This window comes from Exiguobacterium sp. UBA3491 (assembly GCF_002377745.1).
GTDB lineage: Bacteria > Bacillota > Bacilli > Exiguobacteriales > Exiguobacteriaceae > Exiguobacterium_A.
This window is the reverse complement of the sequence record NZ_DFQK01000017.1, coordinates 54,949-73,111: the sequence shown is the minus strand read 5'-3', so window position 1 is coordinate 73,111 and position 18,163 is coordinate 54,949. Positions and strand designations below refer to the sequence as shown.

Sequence of the window (18,163 nt, the reverse complement as noted above, 5' to 3'; positions counted from 1 at the left end):
GCTGTCTTGTTATCGAATTAATGTCCGCCTTCCGTCCGATCGATATGGCGAATGTGTTTGAGATTGACCCCGATGATGATGACGGATAAGAGGACGAAGCCACTTCCGACATAAAACGGTAGATTTGCGTTGAAGATTTCAGCCAATTTACCGGCCATGAATGGCGCAATGGCTGCCCCGAGAAAACGTAGGAAACTGTATGCCGCAGATGCTGTCGAACGTTCGACAGGTGCTGCATCCATGACAGCTGTCGTGATGAGCGTGTTGTTATTCCCAAGCACAGCTCCCGCCAAGATGACACAGACGATGACGACGGCTGGAGTTTCCGTGAAGATCCCCATCAACAGAAGCAAGATCGCGAATATGATCAACATCATGATCATCGCTTTGATCGTTCCGAACCATTGTTTCAGTTTCGGAGCCGTTAAGACTGATGTGATCGCAAGCAACATCCCCCAACCGAGGAAGACGAATCCGAGTCCTTTCGCTGGTAGTTTCATGACGAATGGTGCATAAGCCATGATCGTAAAGAAACCAACGTTATAAAGCGCTGCAACGATTCCGAGTGTCAGTAATGAACGATGTTTCATCGCTTGGAACGGTGCTTTTAATGATAACTTTTGTTTTGGTGCAGCAGATGCTGCTTGTTTTGGCATCAAGAAAAGTAAGACAAGAAACGCGATGATCATGATCGTCGCAACACCCATGAATGGGGCGCGCCATGTGATCGAACCGAGCGTTCCGCCTAATAGCGGTCCGATCGAAATCCCAAGACCAACGGCTGCTTCATATAAAATAATCGCTTTTGCTGTTCCGCCTGATGACAGCGAAACAATCGCAGCAAGTGCTGTTGCGACGAATAAGGCGTTCCCAAGTCCCCATCCACCGCGTAACGCGACGAGCGTCCAAATGCTGTCTGCTTGTGAAGCAAAACCAGCAACAGTTGCAATGACGGCAATCCCGAGCATCAATGTTCCTTTTTGACCAATCCGTGATGAGATCGCGCCTGTAATTAACATCGCGAATGCCATGACGGCGTTATAACTTGTAAATAAGAGCGTTACTTCACTTTTGGACGCTTCTAAATTCTCAGCAATCGTCGGTAAGACGGGATTGACGAGCCCCATTCCCATGAATGCTGTGATACTGGCGAAAAAGACTGCCCAAACAGCAACCGGTTGATGGAATAATCCATGTTTGCTTTCCGCTAATACCGTTTCCGGCTCAAGCGTCGTTGTTTTTTCAGCAAGTGCCATAGTGTCCCTTCTTTCTATTGGATGTGTTACATGAACTGTTTAAACGAATGGCGGATGACGTCACCTCGACTAATGATCCCAACAAGACGTCCTGCCTTGAGGATTGGAAGCTTTTTGATCCGTTTTGCGCCGAGTGTCGCTGCAATCTCTTCCATTTCTGTGTCAGCGTCCGCTGTTACGACTTTCCGGCGTGCAAGTTCCATGACAGGTCGATTCAAGATATGACGAATTCGATCTTCATAATCTTCTTCGTCTCCTTTGATGACATCTACATATAAAAATGTATCGACGATGATGTCCTTGTGTTTTCCGATCGCTCGCATGATATCTCCGTCACTGATATAACCGACGACCTCTTGCTCGGCATTGATGACAGGTACGCCGCTAATACCAGATTGAATGAATCGTTCGATGACCGTACGAATCAGATCTGTATCGTTTACCGTGATGACCTCTTGTTTCATCGACTCATAAGCTTTCATCTGAATTCTCCTTTGTCGTTCGTTTCTCATCTACTAAAGTTGTATGATACAATTAAAAGAACAAAAATAATTGTATAATACAACTACAACTCTGTCAAGCCTCCTGCTTTTCGCATTGACAGCTTATCCACATTGGGTAATCATGAGGGACAGAGAGACTTTTTTGAAAGGGGAGATACCCGATGTCTCAACAATCACTCGAAACCATTGAACTCGAGTTAGCGATCCTGATCCGGCGCTTAACGACGGCGACGTCAGACAATCGTAATTTGGACCGTGCTTCTTATCTCTTACTGCGACAATTAGCGGATTCCGGCAACGTCGGTGTTAAAACACTTGCCCGTGAACTTCAGCTCGATGTCTCGACCGTCAGTCGCCAAGCAGCGGCACTCGATCAGAAGCAACTCGTTGAAAAAGTAAAAGATCCGACAGATGGGCGAGCCTTTTTCTATCATATTACAGATAAAGGACAACAAGAACTCACCATCTACCGAACCGCACGTCTCGCAAGCATCGAACGTCTACTGACAGACTGGCCAGCGGATGATGCAGAAGATTTCGGACGCCTATTGCAACAATTCAATCGCGCCTTGCGCGAACGGTAATGGAATTACACCATAAAAAAAACGGACGCGAAATCGATTGATTTCGTGTCCGTTTTTTCGTCATCATTCATCACGTATGAGAAACCTGGCAAACCGAACGAATTTGCGCGATATGTTCCGGTGAAGTTCTACAACAACCGCCAATCAATCGTGCTCCAGCTTCATACCATGTCTTTGCGATGGCTTGGAACGACGTACACTGATTATTCGTACCTGACCATGTTTTTGCGACCGGATCATAGACCTCACCAGAGTTCGGATAGACGATGATTGGCACATCCGTCAACGCCTTGACGTGACGGATGAAATCGGTCGCGTAAGATGCTGGAAAACAATTTGCACCGATTGCTGCGAGCTGTGGATGTTGTCCGACCGTTTCAATACACGTCGCAAGTGCCGTTCCTTCACTAATGTGCGTCGCATCTTGAAGCGAGAACGTCAGCCAAGCAGATACTTCCGGGAACGCTTCGAGAATCCCGAACAACACGACAGCTTCCTCAAGCGACGGAATTGTCTCGAATGCCAGCAGATCAGCCCCCGCTTCAATCAATGCTTCGATGCGTGGTCTGTGGAAGGCTTCTAGCACATCTGCTGACACACCATAATGACCGCGATACTCAGAACCATCTGCTAAGTAGGCACCATAAGGACCAACTGATCCCGCGATCAATGCGGCACTCTTTCCGCTACGCGTCCGTGCATCTTGCGCTAAGGTAACCGTTTGTCGAATTAACGCTTGTGCTTCCTCGGTCGTGATGTGACGTTGCTTGAATCCTTCGATACTTGCTTGATAGCTTGAGGTGATCGCAACATCGGCGCCCACTTCAAAGTAATCGTGATGGACACGCTCAATCTGTTCCGGTGCTTCAATTAAGAGGCGTGCCGACCAAAGTGGATCGTTCAGGTCGAATCCCTTTTGTTCGAGTTCGGTCGCAAGGGCACCATCTAAAATAAGAAAAGGAACTTCCTGTAATCGTTGGTCAACTGGATTTTTGATTCGGGACATCTTCAACACTCCGTTTCTGAGAAGAATTCGTGAACGCATGAACGACATAACAGATCACGATGAATGGGATACCGCAATACAAGGCGACTCGTTGCGTCGGATCAAATCCGATACCAATCAGGGAAATCAAACAGACGACGAAAGCGGCGATCGGTACCAATGGAAAGAGTGGTGTACGATAGACCAATTCGTCGACCACATGCCCTTCGCGGAGGAATTGTTTCCGGAAGCGATACTGCGCAACGCTGATACTCATCCAGACGACGACGACAGCAAGACCGGAAATCGAGACGAGCGCGATATAGACACTTCCTGCTGCATAGATGCTAGAAAGCAAAGCAAGTCCTCCGCCAAGCATGCTGAACAATACAGCTCGAAGTGGAACCCCACTTGGTGTCACCTGGGCGAAGAAGCGCGGAATCATGCGTTCGTTCGCAAGCGACCAAAGCATCCGGGAGGCAGCGTAAAGCCCAGAGTTCGCTGCCGATAAGATCGCTGTCAGAATGACGAAGTTCATCACGTCTGCCGCATACGGAATCCCGATTCGTTCAAACACCGCAACGAATGGACTTTCGAGCACGCCCTTCCCTTCCGTTGGCAATAAGACGGCTAATACGATGATCGTACCGACGAAAAAGAGGACGAGTCGCAAAATCGTTGTTCGGATCGCAAGCGGAATCGTCCGCTTCGGATCGACCGCTTCACCCGCTGCGACGCCGATCAATTCCGTTCCTGAGTAAGCAAAGTTCACGGCAAGCATCGTCATGAAGATCGCAAATGCCCCATTTGGAAACAATCCTCCTTCCGTTAAGGAAGAAAAGAATGGTGCCGGGCTACCATCTTGTAATGGGATGAAGCCAACGATGGCTCCTGCACCAAGTAAAATGAAAGCAATGATCGTTACGACCTTAATGGCGGAGAACCAAAACTCGACTTCAGCAAATACGCGGACCTTCAAGACGTTGATACCAAGGATCATCGCAGCGAATAATGCACTGAACACCCAGACTGGAATCGACGGGAACCAACGTTGCATTAAAATGCCTGCTGCCGTGAATTCTGAACCAAGGGCGACCGTCCACGTCAGCCAGTAGAGCCAGGCCACCGTATAACCGGTACCGGGTCCGATATACTTTGTTGCGTACTTATGGAATGATCCGGTTTCCGGCATGTGTACAGCGAGTTCGCCAAGACTTAACATGACTAAGTAGACGACGACGGCTCCGATTAAATACGACAAAATCGTTCCGACACGTCCCGCTTGTTCCAACGTATAACCTGTACTTAAAAATAATCCTGTTCCAATGACGCCACCTAACGACAGCATGATCAGATGACGTGATTCCATCTTGCGTCGAAACGCTCCGCTCGTTTTCATGAATCCATTTCCTCCTCGTTCCACCTATTTCAAACAAAAAACGCATCCTCACGGATGCGTCGGTCGACAATTCGGAAATCTTATCGATCGGGTGCAGCACCCGCAGGAATTAGCACAGTATCTTTCGACCTGTTGCTGAGGTTTCATAGGGCCAGTCCCTCCACCTCTCTGGATAAGTATGTAATTGTTCCTAACCATATCAGAATGCAGATAATTCAGTCAACAGGCATTTCCCGATTTTTTTGATAGATCCATAAATTAGATTCAATCAGTTGAAGATGACGTGAAGAGCGTGTTTCGAGCAACGTACTAAAGAAATGTTCCACTTCGACTGGCTGACCTTTTTCCATATCGCGCAACATCGACGATTTCATCGTATCTTCCATCGCATGCATCTGCTTCAATAGCACCGTTTCTGTATCGTCATTGAAGACCGCGCCCTGTTCTTCCATCGCCTGTTTCGCTTCGTTCATGACGTCTACAATCATCTGACGCCCGACAGCTTCTTCCCGAATCGAACCGATCGCTGAACGAAATAGCGTCGTCACACCCGCAAATGTCGAAATAAAAAGATACTTTTGCCACATGTCATCCATGATATGCATCGAGTACGCCATCGGTGCCTTCGCTTTCGCAAAACGTGTTGCGATCTCCTGCAAACGAGCTGTTGGTTTGCCGGTTCGTGAGCCAAACAACAGTCGATGTGACGGACTCGTCTGTAAAATGCGTCCTTCTGCATCAAGCGTCGATTCAATGAAGCAAAGACCGCCCAGTACACGCTCTTCTCCGAAGACTTCTGTTAACCGCCGAATATGTTGCATGCCATTCAATAAAGGAATGATATACGTCTCGTTCGAAACGAATGGCGTAAGATCCTTTAAGACATCATCTAAGTGATAGGCTTTCGTCGAAAGCAAAACGACATCAAATACGTGATCCGGTCGCATGTCTCGTGTCACTAACTGAGGCGTGATCGTGATATCGCCATGAGGACTAGTGATCTGTAGACCTGTTTTTTGTAATTGTTCATATCGCTTCGGACGGACGAGAAAGGTCACCTGTTCACCTTGCTCAGCAAGACGGCCCCCGAAATAACCTCCGACTGCTCCTGCACCTACAACTAAAATGTTCATATGTACTATCTCCTCCTTACCCGTTCTGATTATTGATTACTCCTTCACCCTAACATATTTGGAATCGATTTCCTGATTGCCAGTTGAATCGTTAAGATTTAAGTGAAGCGTTTGCATTTTAGAAAAAAACGTATATACTAACTTGTATACAAGTATACTCAATGTAGAAATCAGGTGATTTTATGTCAGAACTGTTATACCCCTTGAAGTGGTTGTCAAAAGCTTCTGCCGGAGATCGTGTCGCGCACGAACTACGAATGCGGATCATTTCAGGAAAAATTGAAAGCGGTACCATTTTATCCGAAAACAAAATAGCCTTTGATTTTTCAGTCAGTCGCTCACCTGTCCGTGACGCGTTAAAGGTCCTTGCAGCCGAACAGTTGATTCGTCTCGAACGAATGGGGGCGGTCGTCGTCGGTTTATCCGAGCGCGACATTCAAGAAATCTATGATGTCCGGTTACTCATCGAAACGTTCGTCTTCGAGCGACTTGTTAAGGTCGAACGGGCAGAACTCGTCCGTGAACTCAGCAAAATTCTCGAAATGATGAAGGTTGCCATCAAATATAAGGATGCTGATGAATTCTCTTTCCAAGACGTACTGTTTCATGAAACGATCATCCGCTCGATCGATCATGGGTATGTCAGCATGATTTGGCAAAATCTCAAACCAGTCATGGAAAGTTTCATCCTCCTATCAATGCGGGTACGATTCGAGGAAGACATCGAAGACTTTGAACGCATCCTCGCGAACCATGCCTTGTATATCGAAGCGATCGAGACAGGAGATCGTGAACGGATGGTTGCTTCCTTACATCAGAACTTTGATGATGTTCAGGAAGTCGAAGATCTCTGGAAAACGCAACAAATGATGTCGAAAGGAGTCGATTCACATGACTGAATACATGTTAGGCGTCGATATCGGAACGACGAGTACGAAAGCAGTCTTATTTACGACAAAAGGAGAGGTCATCGGACAAACGAACGTCGGTTACCCACTCCACACACCGAACCGTTCGACGGCGGAACAGGATCCGGAAGAAATTTTTGATGCCGTACTCGAATCCATCCGATTGATCACAAAACGTCATCCGAGCATGCCACCGAAGTTCGTCGCGTTCAGTAGTGCCATGCACAGTTTGATTGCGATGGACGCACAACATCAACCGTTGACTGCCTGCATCACATGGGCGGACAGTCGGAGTGAAGCATGGTCGAACAAGATTAAGGAACAATATGGTCTCTCGATCTATCACCGGACCGGGACACCGATTCATCCGATGTCACCGCTTAGCAAAATCAGTTGGCTCGTCGAAGATCGTCCGGAGCTCCACGCTCAAACGAAAAAGTATGTCGGGATCAAGGAGTTCGTGTTCCAAAGACTGTTCGGAACATATGTCATCGACCACTCTCTCGCTTCAGCAACTGGTCTCTTTAATATTCATGAATTAGGTTGGGATACGGGCGCACTGCATGTCGCGGGTATCGATGCAAGCTATTTATCGGAACCCGTACCGACAACGACGTCATGTACCGGACTCAATACTGATTACGCACGACAAATGGGACTATCCGTCGATACGCCGTTCTTAGTCGGTGCCAGTGACGGTGTCCTCTCCAATTTAGGTGTCAACGCGATTCGCAAAGGGGAAATCGCGATCACGATCGGAACGAGCGGTGCCATCCGAACGATCATTGATCGTCCACAGACGGATGAAAAAGGACGAACGTTCTGTTACGCACTGACCGAGGACCACTGGGTCATCGGCGGCCCCGTCAATAACGGTGGAATGGTCTTACGGTGGATTCGAGACGAACTCGCTTCAGCAGAAGTCGAGACAGCAAAACGCCTCGGCATCGATCCGTATGCTGTCCTGACGAAGATTGCCGAACGCGTCCGCCCGGGGTCCGACGGTCTGTTGTTCCATCCTTACTTGTCCGGTGAACGAGCACCGCTATGGAATCCGGACGTCAGCGGTTCATTCTTCGGTTTGACGCTCTCACACAAAAAAGAGCATATGATCCGGGCGGCACTAGAAGGCGTCATCTACAATCTGTATACCGTCTTCCTCGCACTCGTCGAATGCATGGATGGTCCTGTGACGCGGATTCAGGCAACCGGTGGATTTGCCCGGTCTGAAGTCTGGCGCCAAATGATGGCGGACATCTTTGAGTCGGAAGTCGTCATTCCGGAAAGTTTCGAAAGTTCATGTCTTGGCGCTTGTATTCTCGGACTGTATGCGACAGGGGAAATCGATTCGTTCGAAGTCGTCTCTGAGATGATTGGGGAAACACATCGCCATGTACCAAATGAAGAAGCGATGCATGAATATCGTCAGCTTTTACCAATTTTCATTAGTCTAGCGCGGACATTATCCGAAGACCACAAACGAATTGCTATGTATCAACGGAGCTTGATTCAAGAGGAAAACTAACTTAATCTTTTGGGGGAAGTCATCATGCCTTTAGTCATCGTAGGAATTGGGATCGTCGCATTGCTCGTTCTCATCATGGGGTTAAAATTAAATACGTTCGTCTCACTCATCATCGTTTCCTTTGGCGTTGCACTACTACTCGGCATGCCGCTCGATCAAATCGTCAAGACGATCGAAGCCGGTATCGGAGGAACACTCGGTCACCTAGCTCTGATCTTTGGTCTTGGTGCGATGCTTGGAAAGCTAATCGCTGACGCCGGGGGGGCGCAGCGAATCGCCATGACGCTTGTCGCACGATTTGGGGAAAAGAACATCCAATGGGCGGTCGTCGTTGCTTCGTTCATCATCGGAATCGCACTCTTCTTCGAAGTCGGACTCGTTCTGTTGATTCCAATCGTCTTTGCGATTTCACGCCAGCTCCGCGTCTCGATCTTATATCTTGGGATCCCAATGGTCGCAGCACTGTCTGTCACGCACGGCTTCTTACCACCTCACCCAGGTCCGACCGTCATCGCAGGGGAGTATAAAGCCAATATCGGGGAAGTCTTATTGTATGGTTTCATCGTTGCTGTTCCGACAGTCATCATTGCTGGTCCTGTTTTTACGAAAATCGCGAAACGACTCGTACCTGAATCGTTTACACGCACAGGAAACATCGCGTCACTCGGGGAACAAAAAGAATTTGATTTAGACGAGACGCCAGGTTTCGGTATTAGTGTCTTCACTGCGATGCTACCGGTCCTCTTGATGTCGGTCGCAACGATCTTCACGCTTTTACAAGAAACACTCGGCTTGGGTGAGAGTAGCGTCATCTCGGCGATCGAGTTCATCGGGAACGCCTCGACGGCGATGTTGATTTCGTTACTCGTCGCGGTCTACACGATGGGGATCGCCCGTAAGATTCCGATGCAAACGGTCATGGAATCTTGTACGACGGCCATCGCCCAAATCGGGATGATGCTATTGATCATCGGTGGTGGCGGTGCCTTCAAACAAGTCTTGATTGACGGCGGCGTCGGTACATTCGTCGCACAATTATTTGAAGGATCGGCGTTATCTCCGATTCTGCTCGCTTGGTTGATCGCTGCGATTCTCCGGATCTCACTTGGTTCTGCGACAGTCGCTGCCCTTTCGACAGCAGGTCTCGTCATTCCGTTACTGGAGCAATCTGACGTCAACTTAGCGCTCGTCGTCCTTGCGACTGGTGCGGGTAGTCTAATCGCTTCACACGTCAATGATGCGGGCTTCTGGATGTTTAAAGAATATTTCGGTTTATCATTAAAAGAAACGTTTGCGACATGGACTGTGCTTGAGACGATCATTTCCGTTTGTGGACTTGGGTTCGTTCTTCTCCTCAGCCTCGTCGTCTAAGAAAAGGAGTCGTTCTACTTATGCAACATTCTATCGGAGTCATCGGGCTTGGCGTCATGGGACGCAACTTAGCAATGAATATGGCGAGTCATCAAGAAGAAGTCGCCATCTATAACTACACACGTGATTTAACGGACGATCTCGTCGCACACGATGAGGGATTACCACTTCATCCGTACTACGATATCGAAGCATTCGTACAGTCACTCGCCCGTCCGCGTAAAATCTTCATGATGGTCACGGCCGGCAGCGCGATTGATTCAGTCATCGAATCGTTACTTCCACATCTCGAAACAGGCGACATCATCATGGATGGTGGGAATTCCCACTTTCTTGATACGGAACGTCGCTTCGACGAACTCCAACGACACGGCATCGAATACATCGGCGTCGGTGTATCGGGTGGTGAAGTCGGTGCACGGACCGGTCCTGCGATCATGCCGGGTGGATCGAAAGAAGCCTACGAACATGTCGCACCGATCTTGACGAAGATCGCCGCTCACGTTGAAGGCGATCCATGTTGTGTCTATATCGGTCCGAAGGGCGCTGGTCACTTCGTCAAGATGGTCCATAACGGGATCGAGTACGCTGACATGCAATTGATCGCTGAATCTTACAGCTTCCTTCGTTTCCGTCTCGGACTAGACGTGACGGAAGTCGCGGACATCTTCGCCGAGTGGAACGCAGGCGAACTGAAAAGTTACCTGATCGAAATCACGGCGGATATCCTCCGGAAAACGGATGACGAGACAGGGAAACCGTTGATCGATGTCATTCTCGATCAAGCTGGTCAAAAAGGAACCGGAAAATGGACAAGCTTACAAGCAATTGATAATGGAATCGCCTCTTCGATCATCACGGAAGCCTTGTTCGCACGTTACCTTTCAGCTGTTAAAGAAGAACGCGTCGCAGCGTCTGCTGTTCTGAAGGGACCTGAAGACTTGTCATCGCTTGAGCGGGACGCGTGGATCGAACGGATTCGTCAAGCGCTTTATATGGGGAAAGTCGCCGCATACGCGCAAGGCTTTACCCAGTACCGGACATCGTCTGAATTGTACGCCTGGAATCTGCGCCTCGAAGAGATTGCCTTGATCTTCCGTGGTGGATGTATCATCCGGGCCGACTTCTTGAATGTCATCAGTGAAGCGTTCAAAAACGACGCGAACCTCTCGAACTTAATGCTCGCCCCATTCTTCGCTGAGAAAGTACAGGCGTATCAAGAATCGTTACGCCACGTCGTTGCCGAGGGTGCGCTATCTGGTTTTGCGCTCCCATGTCTATCGACGTCGTTGACGTATTATGATAGCTACCGGACAGCAAACTCGAATGCCAACATGTTGCAAGCCCAACGCGATTATTTCGGTGCGCATACGTATGCTCGAACAGACCGCGAAGGGATCTTCCACACGGACTGGCAATAAAGAATACAGCTCCTGACTCCTGTTTCATTTAGGAGTCGGGATTTCATTTTTTGTTCACACAATTTTTCCTGAAATAAGAAATTGCCGATTATACCTTGACAAAAGTGTTGGTCTATATGAAATTAGTATTAGATTAGAATTATTCTAGTGTGATAAATACAGATTATCTGTATGCACTAGAACAGATTCTAAAAATAGAACCCTTGAGGAGGATTTTTATCATGTCTTTAATCGGAAGTGAAGTAAAACCATTCAGTGCATCAGCATTCCACAACGGAGAATTCGTTGACCTAACGGATGCCGACCTTCGCGGTAAATGGAGTGTCGTATGTTTCTACCCTGCAGACTTTACATTCGTTTGCCCGACAGAACTCGAAGATCTCCAAAACCAATACGCAACACTCAAAGCGCTTGACGTTGAAGTTTACTCTGTTTCAACAGATACGCATTTCACACATAAAGCATGGCACGAAACGTCAGAAACAATCGGTAAAATCGAGTACGTCATGATCGGCGACCCATCACACGTCATCTCACGTAACTTCGAAGTCTTGAACGAACAAGATGGTCTTGCTGACCGCGGTACGTTCATCATCGACCCAGACGGCGTCATCCAAACAGTTGAGATCAACGCAGGCGGCATCGGTCGTGATGCGAGCACGCTCGTCAACAAAATCAAAGCAGCACAATATGTACGTAATAATCCAGGCGAAGTCTGCCCAGCGAAATGGGAAGAAGGCTCTGCAACACTCACACCAAGCCTTGACCTCGTCGGAAAAATTTAAGGAGCGGATTCGCGATGGCTTTAGCACCAGACATTAAAGCACAACTCGCGCAATACCTCGAGCTTCTCGAAGGCGATCTCGTCCTAGCCGTTAGTGCTGGGACAGACGCCGTCTCGCTTGAGATGAGCGCACTCGTCGAAGAAATCGCAAGCATGACACCACGTATCTCCGTCGAGCAGGCAAGCCTTCCCCGGACACCAAGTTTCACAGTCAACCGTGTCGGTGAGACAAGCGGCATCACGTTCGCGGGAATTCCACTCGGTCATGAGTTCACGTCCCTCGTCCTCGCACTGCTCCAAGTCAGCGGTCGAGCACCGAAGGTCGACGCGGACGTCATCAAGCAGATTCAAGGCATTCAAGAAACGTACCACTTCGAGTCGTACATCAGCTTGAGCTGCCACAACTGCCCAGATGTCGTGCAAGCGTTGAACGTCATGAGTGTCCTCAACCCGAACATCAGTCACACGATGATTGATGGCGCGGCATTTAAAGCAGAAGTCGAACAAAAAGAGATCATGGCTGTTCCAACGGTCTTCGTCAACGGCGAAGCGTTTGGTAACGGACGGATGTCACTCGAAGAAATCTTGGCGAAGCTTGGCACAGGTGCCGATGCTTCTGATTTCGCTGATAAAGATCCATACGATGTTCTCGTCGTCGGTGGTGGTCCAGCTGGATCGAGTGCTGCCATCTATGCAGCCCGTAAAGGCATCCGGACAGGAATCGTCGCAGAACGCTTCGGTGGACAAGTCATGGATACGATGAGCATCGAGAACTTCATCAGCATGAAGTACACGGAAGGACCAAAACTCGTCGCAAGTCTTGAGGAGCACGTCAAGGAATATGGCATTGATGTCATGAACCTGCAGCGGGCAACTCGCCTTGAGAAGAAGGACCTCCTTGAGCTCGAGCTTGAGAATGGTGCTGTCTTGAAGACGAAAAGTTTAATCCTTTCGACAGGTGCACGCTGGCGTAACGTCGGTGTCCCAGGCGAACTCGAATTCAAGAACAAAGGCGTCGCCTACTGCCCACACTGTGACGGTCCATTGTTCGAAGGAAAACGTGTCGCGGTCATCGGTGGCGGAAACTCAGGGATCGAAGCAGCCATCGATCTCGCGGGAATCGTCAAGCATGTCACGGTCCTTGAATTCGCACCGGAACTAAAAGCGGATGCTGTTCTTCAAGAACGCCTCGCTTCTCTTCCGAACGTCACGGTCGTCGTCAACGCACAGACGAAGGAAATCACAGGAACGGATAAAGTAAACGGGATCACGTATATCGAGCGCGAAACGAACGTCGAACGTCACGTTGAGCTCGAAGGTGTCTTCGTCCAAATCGGTCTCGTACCGAACACGGACTGGCTCGGTGAAACGGTGAGCCGTAACAAGTTCGGTGAAGTCCAAGTCGATCGCCACGGCGCAACGAACGTACCAGGCGTTTTCGCTGCAGGCGACTGCACGGATAGCGCGTATAAACAGATCATCATCTCGATGGGATCTGGTGCAACAGCTGCACTCGGTGCTTTCGATCACTTGATCCGGAATTAAACGAAAAGAGCGGAACTCAGACGAGTTTCGCTCTTTTTCTATTTCAATAGTAGATTTCACCGTACCATGAACAATGATATTCTTTCGTGATGTGATGTCTTGTTAAAATGCCTTGCTTCGCGTATGTACCGCTGACCGTTACGACCATCGTTTGCAAAGCATCGATTGGAGTACCAGAGAATCCGGTTTGCGTCCACTTTCCATCATCGACGGCAAGAGATGTCATCGAAAAGACATCGGATAATCGTTGTCGTTTACTCTGTTCCAAGAGTTCTGTCTCGAAATTTCCGATGATCCGGACTTCGTTTCCACGTTCTGTACGTTCAAGCGTTCGTTCACTATCCCACTCTAGACTCGTTTGAACACGTAACGGCTTTAACCGTTTGACTACCCGTTCCTGAAAACGTTTCGGTGAAACCCAGTCCTCGTCTGCGAATTGATCTGCTGCAAGCAACGTAATGTCCGCATTTTCATTCGTCCGATTTATTTTCTGTACGATTTTCTCGTATGCTACGTAATAACGCTGATGTTGTGTCGTCTGATCCTTTGCCTCCGTTTTGACTGGTAACAATGAAGCAAGTATGACAATGGCTGTTGCGATCTGATATTTCATTGACTTCCCCTTCCCTTCTCTATTCATTGTATGAAAAAAATGACGAATAGATTCGAAAAGAGCGACTGTTTTATAGATTTTTTCATTCTGAACTGTATCAATAGATCGTATTCTTCTGGAATTAAAAACAGATGAGGATTTGTATTCAAATCTGACCCCTATAAATAATTCAAAGTTGACACTTTTGACTAGTCCAGTCATCTGATAGATTGAAGATATCTTAAAATCTATCATAAAGAAGGTTAGCCACATGCAAAAAGCAGCACCGTATTCTAGCACTCGTACCCGTCAGCTCGTTATCACTGCGATGTCGATCGCACTTGTCCTTGTTGCGACACTATTCATCAATATCAAACTGCCAATCGCTTCAAGCGGTGGTCTCGTTCATATGGGAACAGCGATGCTCTTTCTTATCGCGATTTTATTCGGTCCACGAACAGCATTGATTGCCGGAGCAATCGGTATGGGATTATTTGATCTTATCAGTGGATGGACACTCTGGGCTCCATTTACAATCGTAGCTCGAGGACTCCAAGGATATATTGTCGGGCGTATCGCCTGGTCTTCGCGATACAAAGGAGACAATCCAGCCTTAAATATTTTCGCAATGATTGTTTCTGCTCCTGTCATGCTTGCTGTTTACTATGTTTGTGAAGGTATCCTTTACAGCAACTGGGTCGCACCAGCCGCTTCAATTCCAGGAAACATCACACAAAATGTCGTCGGAATCCTCGTTGCGATTCCAGTCGGGATTGCTCTAAAGAAAACACGTTTCTTCCGTAGCTTCCGCTAAACGAAAAACCGTCCGGCTCTCGTAGAGTCGGACGGTTTTTCGTTTAGCGAATCGGTTGACCTTGTTCGAGTTCAAGCGTTTTTGCTGTTTCAGCATGAATCTGTTCGAACAGTTCTGGATGTTCAACGAGTGAAATCCCGTATGACGGAATCATCTCCTTGATTTTTGCTTCCCACGCCGGTAACTCGGACGGGAAACATTTGCCGAGTACTTCTAGCATGACCGGAACCGCTGTTGAGGCACCTGGAGACGCCCCGAGTAAAGCAGCAACAGATCCGTCGGCTGCGCTGACAACCTCTGTTCCGAACTGGAGTGTCCCTTTTCCTTGCGGTGTATCCTTGATGACTTGGACACGTTGACCAGCGACGACGACATCCCAGTCTTCCGTCTTCGCATTCGGGATGAACTCCCGTAATTCATTCATCCGTTGCTCCGTCGACAAGAGGACTTGTTCAATCAGATACTTCGTCAATCCCATCTCTTTCGCTCCCGCAACAAGCATCGTCAAGACGTTGTTCGGTTTAACGGACGCGATCAAATCAAGATTTGATCCTGTCTTAAGGAACTTCGGTGAGAAGCCAGCAAACGGTCCGAAGAGAAGTGATTTCTTCCCATCGATGTATCGTGTATCCAAGTGTGGTACTGACATCGGCGGTGCTCCGACTTTCGCTTTTCCGTAGACTTTCGCATGGTGCTGTTCGATGATCTCAGGATTTTTACAAACGAGGAATAAACCACTGACCGGGAAACCACCGATTTGCTTCGATTCCTCGATGCCTGTTTTTTGGAGCAACGGTAGACTACCGCCGCCACCTCCGATGAAGACGAACTGCGCCGTATGATGCTCGATCCGGTGATCGCGCTCATTCTTCACTTTGACTTCCCAACCCCCGTCAACACGCTTCAAATCCTCGACGCCGTGCTGATAGTTGATCTCTACATCGTGCTGTGCGAGATATTCAAACAGGATTCGTGTCAACGCACCGAAGTTGACGTCCGTTCCTGAATCGATTTTTGTCGCGGCGATCGGCTCTGGTGACGTCCGACCGTTCATGATGAGTGGAATCCACTCGGCTAATTTCGCTGGATCCTCTGAATATTCCATCCCTGCGAACAACGGATTCGCTGATAACGCTTCCAATCGTTTTTTCAGGAATTCGACGTTTTCCGTTCCTTCGACCATGCTCATATGTGGAATCGGCATGATGAATTCTTTCGGATTCGGCAAGACACCTTCCTTGACGAGATGCGACCAGAATTGACGTGACAGTTGGAACTGTTCGTTTACTTTGACCGCTTTACTGATATCGATTGAACCATCGGCATTTTCCGTCGTATAGTTCAGTTCGCATAATGCGGCGTGACCTGTTCCAGCATTGTTCCACTCGTTCGAGCTCTCTTCCCCGGCACTCGCGAGTTTCTCGAATACCTTGATGTTGATCTCAGGCGCGAGTTCTTTTAATAAGACCCCTAACGTCGCGCTCATGACTCCGGCACCAATTAAAATAACGTCTGTTTTTTTAGGCATACTGCTCATGATATCCTTCCTATCCCCGTTGATATTATGGACTACCTGTCATGAAAAACTTCCCCCTCATGACGACAACTTACCTTTCCATTATAACCCTATCATAGCTTGCACAGAAAGGAACTTCTTTTACATTCAGAAATGTGTAAAAGCGACGATTCAGGTAAGAAGATTTTCGTCAGCCGGCATACAATCAGGCATGACTTCGACGAAAAACGGTAATCATATAACGAAAGTAAAAGGAGGAACACTCATGGCGACACGCTGGATATTCGGCAATCAATTGAACCACGATCTCCCTTTATTGAAGGAAGCAAACAAACAAGACGACGTCATCCTGATGGTCGAAGCGACCTCGCGCTCCAAGTGGAAGACGTACCATAAACAAAAACTCGTCCTTGTCTTCTCAGCGATGCGACATTTTGCGGAAGAACTGCGCGAAAAAGGCTTCACCGTCGATTACCGGGAAGCTGATTCGTTCGATCAGGCATTTAAGGCGCACCGGGAAGATCATGATCCGGATCATGTATTCTATACGGCGATCACGGACGAACCAATGCGCAAGGCGATGCATAAGTGGCAAGACGCTTTACCGAAGAAAATCACGGTCGAGGTTTGTTCCGACGTGCCGTTGTTTTTACTGACACAGGAAGAAGCGGTCGAAGCAATTGGCGACAAGCCATACAAGATGGATCGGTTTTATCGCAAACTGCGCAAGGAACGAAACGTTCTCATGAACGGCTCTAAACCGATTGGTGGAAAGTGGTCGTTTGACGCTGATAACCGGAAACCGGCGAAGTCCGGGACGACGTTTAAGGGTCCAATTCAGTTTCGTCCCGATCACATCACAAGGGATGTCATCGATAAGGTCGAGCGTGATTTTTCCGATCATCCAGGAGCACTTGATTCCTTTCATTGGCCGGTTACGCGAAAGGAAGCGATGCAGGCTCTCCATCGTTTCATCGAAGAACGACTCGAGACGTTCGGGACGTATCAAGACGCCATGCTGACCGGTGAAGATACGTTATCGCATTCGCTCTTGTCAGCAGCAATCAATCTCGGCTTACTGACACCGGAAGAGGTCATTCGTCAAGTCGAGGCAGCACTTGAAGAACAGGATGCTCCACTCAATGCGGTCGAAGGTTTCATTCGACAAATCCTCGGCTGGCGCGAATACATGCGTGCCGTCTATCTAGCTGAGATGCCGGATTACGCTTTCGTCAATGTGCTGCGGCATGAAGCGGATCTACCGGACTTTTTCTGGACCGGGAAGACGAACATGAACTGTGTCGCTGAATCGTTACGTCCCGTCGTCGAGCATGCCCATAATCACCATATCCAGCGCTTGATGGTGCTCGGGAACTTCGCCAATCTGTTTGCGATCTCGCCGCAACAGACGGCAGATTGGTTCAATGAGATGTACATCGATGCCTACGATTGGGTCGTCTTACCGAACGTCCTCGGGATGGCGCTACATGCCGACGGGGGAACGTTATCGACTAAACCGTACATCGCTTCGGCAAATTACATCCATAAGATGAGTGATTATTGCAAGGGATGTCCGTTCCATCAAAAGGACATGCTTGGCGAAGATGCCTGTCCGTTCAACGCCTTGTACTGGGACTTCATCGACCGGCACGAAAAGCGCTTTGCTGACAATCCGCGGATGTCGATGATGTATCGGCAATGGGGAAAGCGCGATGCCGACAGCAAACGCGATATTCGAAAGAAAGCGAAAGCACTTCGGAAACAACTACAGGACGGTGCTTTCGATACACCATGAAACAAGCCGGTCGGATTAGATCCGACCGGCTT

16 protein-coding genes and 1 riboswitch are annotated in these 18,163 nt (G+C 48.6%); of the genes, 9 read left to right on the top strand and 7 right to left on the bottom strand.

Translation table 11 applies throughout. The features are described from left to right. Positions 1-17 precede the first annotated feature (17 nt). Positions 18-1,256, bottom strand: a complete 1,239-nt coding sequence (locus B4F99_RS06145; protein ID WP_290756013.1) for an MFS transporter — start codon at positions 1,254-1,256, stop codon at positions 18-20. A 26-nt stretch (positions 1,257-1,282) separates the two neighbouring features. Further along, positions 1,283-1,738, bottom strand: a complete 456-nt coding sequence (locus B4F99_RS06140; RefSeq protein WP_035395501.1) for a CBS domain-containing protein — start codon at positions 1,736-1,738, stop codon at positions 1,283-1,285. A gap of 182 nt (positions 1,739-1,920) precedes the next feature. Between B4F99_RS06140 and B4F99_RS06135 the strand changes: the two genes are divergently transcribed. Further along, positions 1,921-2,343, top strand: a complete 423-nt coding sequence (locus tag B4F99_RS06135; protein ID WP_290756011.1) for a MarR family winged helix-turn-helix transcriptional regulator — start codon at positions 1,921-1,923, stop codon at positions 2,341-2,343. A gap of 70 nt (positions 2,344-2,413) precedes the next feature. Here the strand turns inward: B4F99_RS06135 and mmuM are convergent, their stop codons facing one another. The 3 genes from mmuM to B4F99_RS06120 form a co-directional block, all read right to left on the bottom strand. After that, positions 2,414-3,349 carry a homocysteine S-methyltransferase gene (mmuM, locus tag B4F99_RS06130; protein WP_290756009.1) on the bottom strand — a complete coding sequence of 312 codons (936 nt, stop codon included), beginning with the start codon at positions 3,347-3,349 and terminating at the stop codon, positions 2,414-2,416. Beyond that, positions 3,324-4,727: an amino acid permease gene (locus B4F99_RS06125; protein ID WP_290756007.1), complete on the bottom strand. Its 1,404-nt coding sequence runs from the start codon at positions 4,725-4,727 to the stop codon at positions 3,324-3,326. The genes mmuM and B4F99_RS06125 overlap by 26 nt, the downstream gene beginning before the upstream one ends. A 77-nt stretch (positions 4,728-4,804) precedes the next feature. Beyond that, a riboswitch (SAM riboswitch) is annotated at positions 4,805-4,906 on the bottom strand. A gap of 36 nt (positions 4,907-4,942) precedes the next feature. Continuing rightward, positions 4,943-5,860, bottom strand: coding sequence for a ketopantoate reductase family protein (locus B4F99_RS06120; RefSeq protein ID WP_290756005.1), 918 nt, complete (start codon positions 5,858-5,860; stop codon positions 4,943-4,945). A gap of 182 nt (positions 5,861-6,042) precedes the next feature. On the opposite strand from B4F99_RS06120, the gene B4F99_RS06115 reads away from it, so the two are divergent. The 6 genes from B4F99_RS06115 to ahpF all read left to right on the top strand — a co-directional run bounded on the left by B4F99_RS06115 (position 6,043) and on the right by ahpF (position 13,414). Continuing rightward, positions 6,043-6,759 carry a GntR family transcriptional regulator gene (locus B4F99_RS06115; RefSeq protein WP_290756003.1) on the top strand — a complete coding sequence of 239 codons (717 nt, stop codon included), beginning with the start codon at positions 6,043-6,045 and terminating at the stop codon, positions 6,757-6,759. Beyond that, on the top strand, positions 6,752-8,293 hold the full coding sequence (gene gntK / locus B4F99_RS06110) for a gluconokinase (RefSeq protein WP_290756001.1): 1,542 nt from the start codon (positions 6,752-6,754) through the stop codon (positions 8,291-8,293). The genes B4F99_RS06115 and gntK overlap by 8 nt, the downstream gene beginning before the upstream one ends. A 24-nt stretch (positions 8,294-8,317) precedes the next feature. Next, positions 8,318-9,664 carry a GntP family permease gene (locus B4F99_RS06105; protein WP_035411791.1) on the top strand — a complete coding sequence of 449 codons (1,347 nt, stop codon included), beginning with the start codon at positions 8,318-8,320 and terminating at the stop codon, positions 9,662-9,664. A 20-nt stretch (positions 9,665-9,684) separates the two neighbouring features. After that, positions 9,685-11,085: a decarboxylating NADP(+)-dependent phosphogluconate dehydrogenase gene (gnd, locus tag B4F99_RS06100; RefSeq protein WP_290755999.1), complete on the top strand. Its 1,401-nt coding sequence runs from the start codon at positions 9,685-9,687 to the stop codon at positions 11,083-11,085. Positions 11,086-11,306: 221 nt separating this feature from the next. After that, positions 11,307-11,870 (top strand): alkyl hydroperoxide reductase subunit C, encoded by a 564-nt coding sequence (gene ahpC / locus B4F99_RS06095; RefSeq protein WP_290755997.1) that lies wholly within the window; start codon positions 11,307-11,309, stop codon positions 11,868-11,870. A gap of 14 nt (positions 11,871-11,884) precedes the next feature. Next, positions 11,885-13,414 (top strand): alkyl hydroperoxide reductase subunit F, encoded by a 1,530-nt coding sequence (ahpF, locus tag B4F99_RS06090; RefSeq protein ID WP_195866070.1) that lies wholly within the window; start codon positions 11,885-11,887, stop codon positions 13,412-13,414. 43 nt (positions 13,415-13,457) lie between these two features. On the opposite strand, the gene B4F99_RS06085 is transcribed toward ahpF, so the two are convergent. Next, positions 13,458-14,027 carry a hypothetical protein gene (locus B4F99_RS06085; RefSeq protein ID WP_214856561.1) on the bottom strand — a complete coding sequence of 190 codons (570 nt, stop codon included), beginning with the start codon at positions 14,025-14,027 and terminating at the stop codon, positions 13,458-13,460. A 250-nt stretch (positions 14,028-14,277) separates the two neighbouring features. Here B4F99_RS06085 and B4F99_RS06080 point away from each other — a divergent pair, with 250 nt between their 5' ends. Further along, entirely contained in the window at positions 14,278-14,820 is a 543-nt protein-coding gene (locus B4F99_RS06080; RefSeq protein WP_290755993.1) for an ECF transporter S component, read from the top strand. 43 nt (positions 14,821-14,863) lie between these two features. Here B4F99_RS06080 and B4F99_RS06075 read toward each other — a convergent pair whose 3' ends face one another. Then, the gene (locus B4F99_RS06075) at positions 14,864-16,357 is read right to left on the bottom strand and encodes a malate:quinone oxidoreductase (protein WP_290755991.1); all 1,494 of its coding nucleotides are present in this window, start codon (positions 16,355-16,357) and stop codon (positions 14,864-14,866) included. 244 nt (positions 16,358-16,601) lie between these two features. On the opposite strand from B4F99_RS06075, the gene B4F99_RS06070 reads away from it, so the two are divergent. Next, positions 16,602-18,131 (top strand): cryptochrome/photolyase family protein, encoded by a 1,530-nt coding sequence (locus B4F99_RS06070; protein ID WP_290755990.1) that lies wholly within the window; start codon positions 16,602-16,604, stop codon positions 18,129-18,131. Positions 18,132-18,163: the final 32 nt, after the last annotated feature.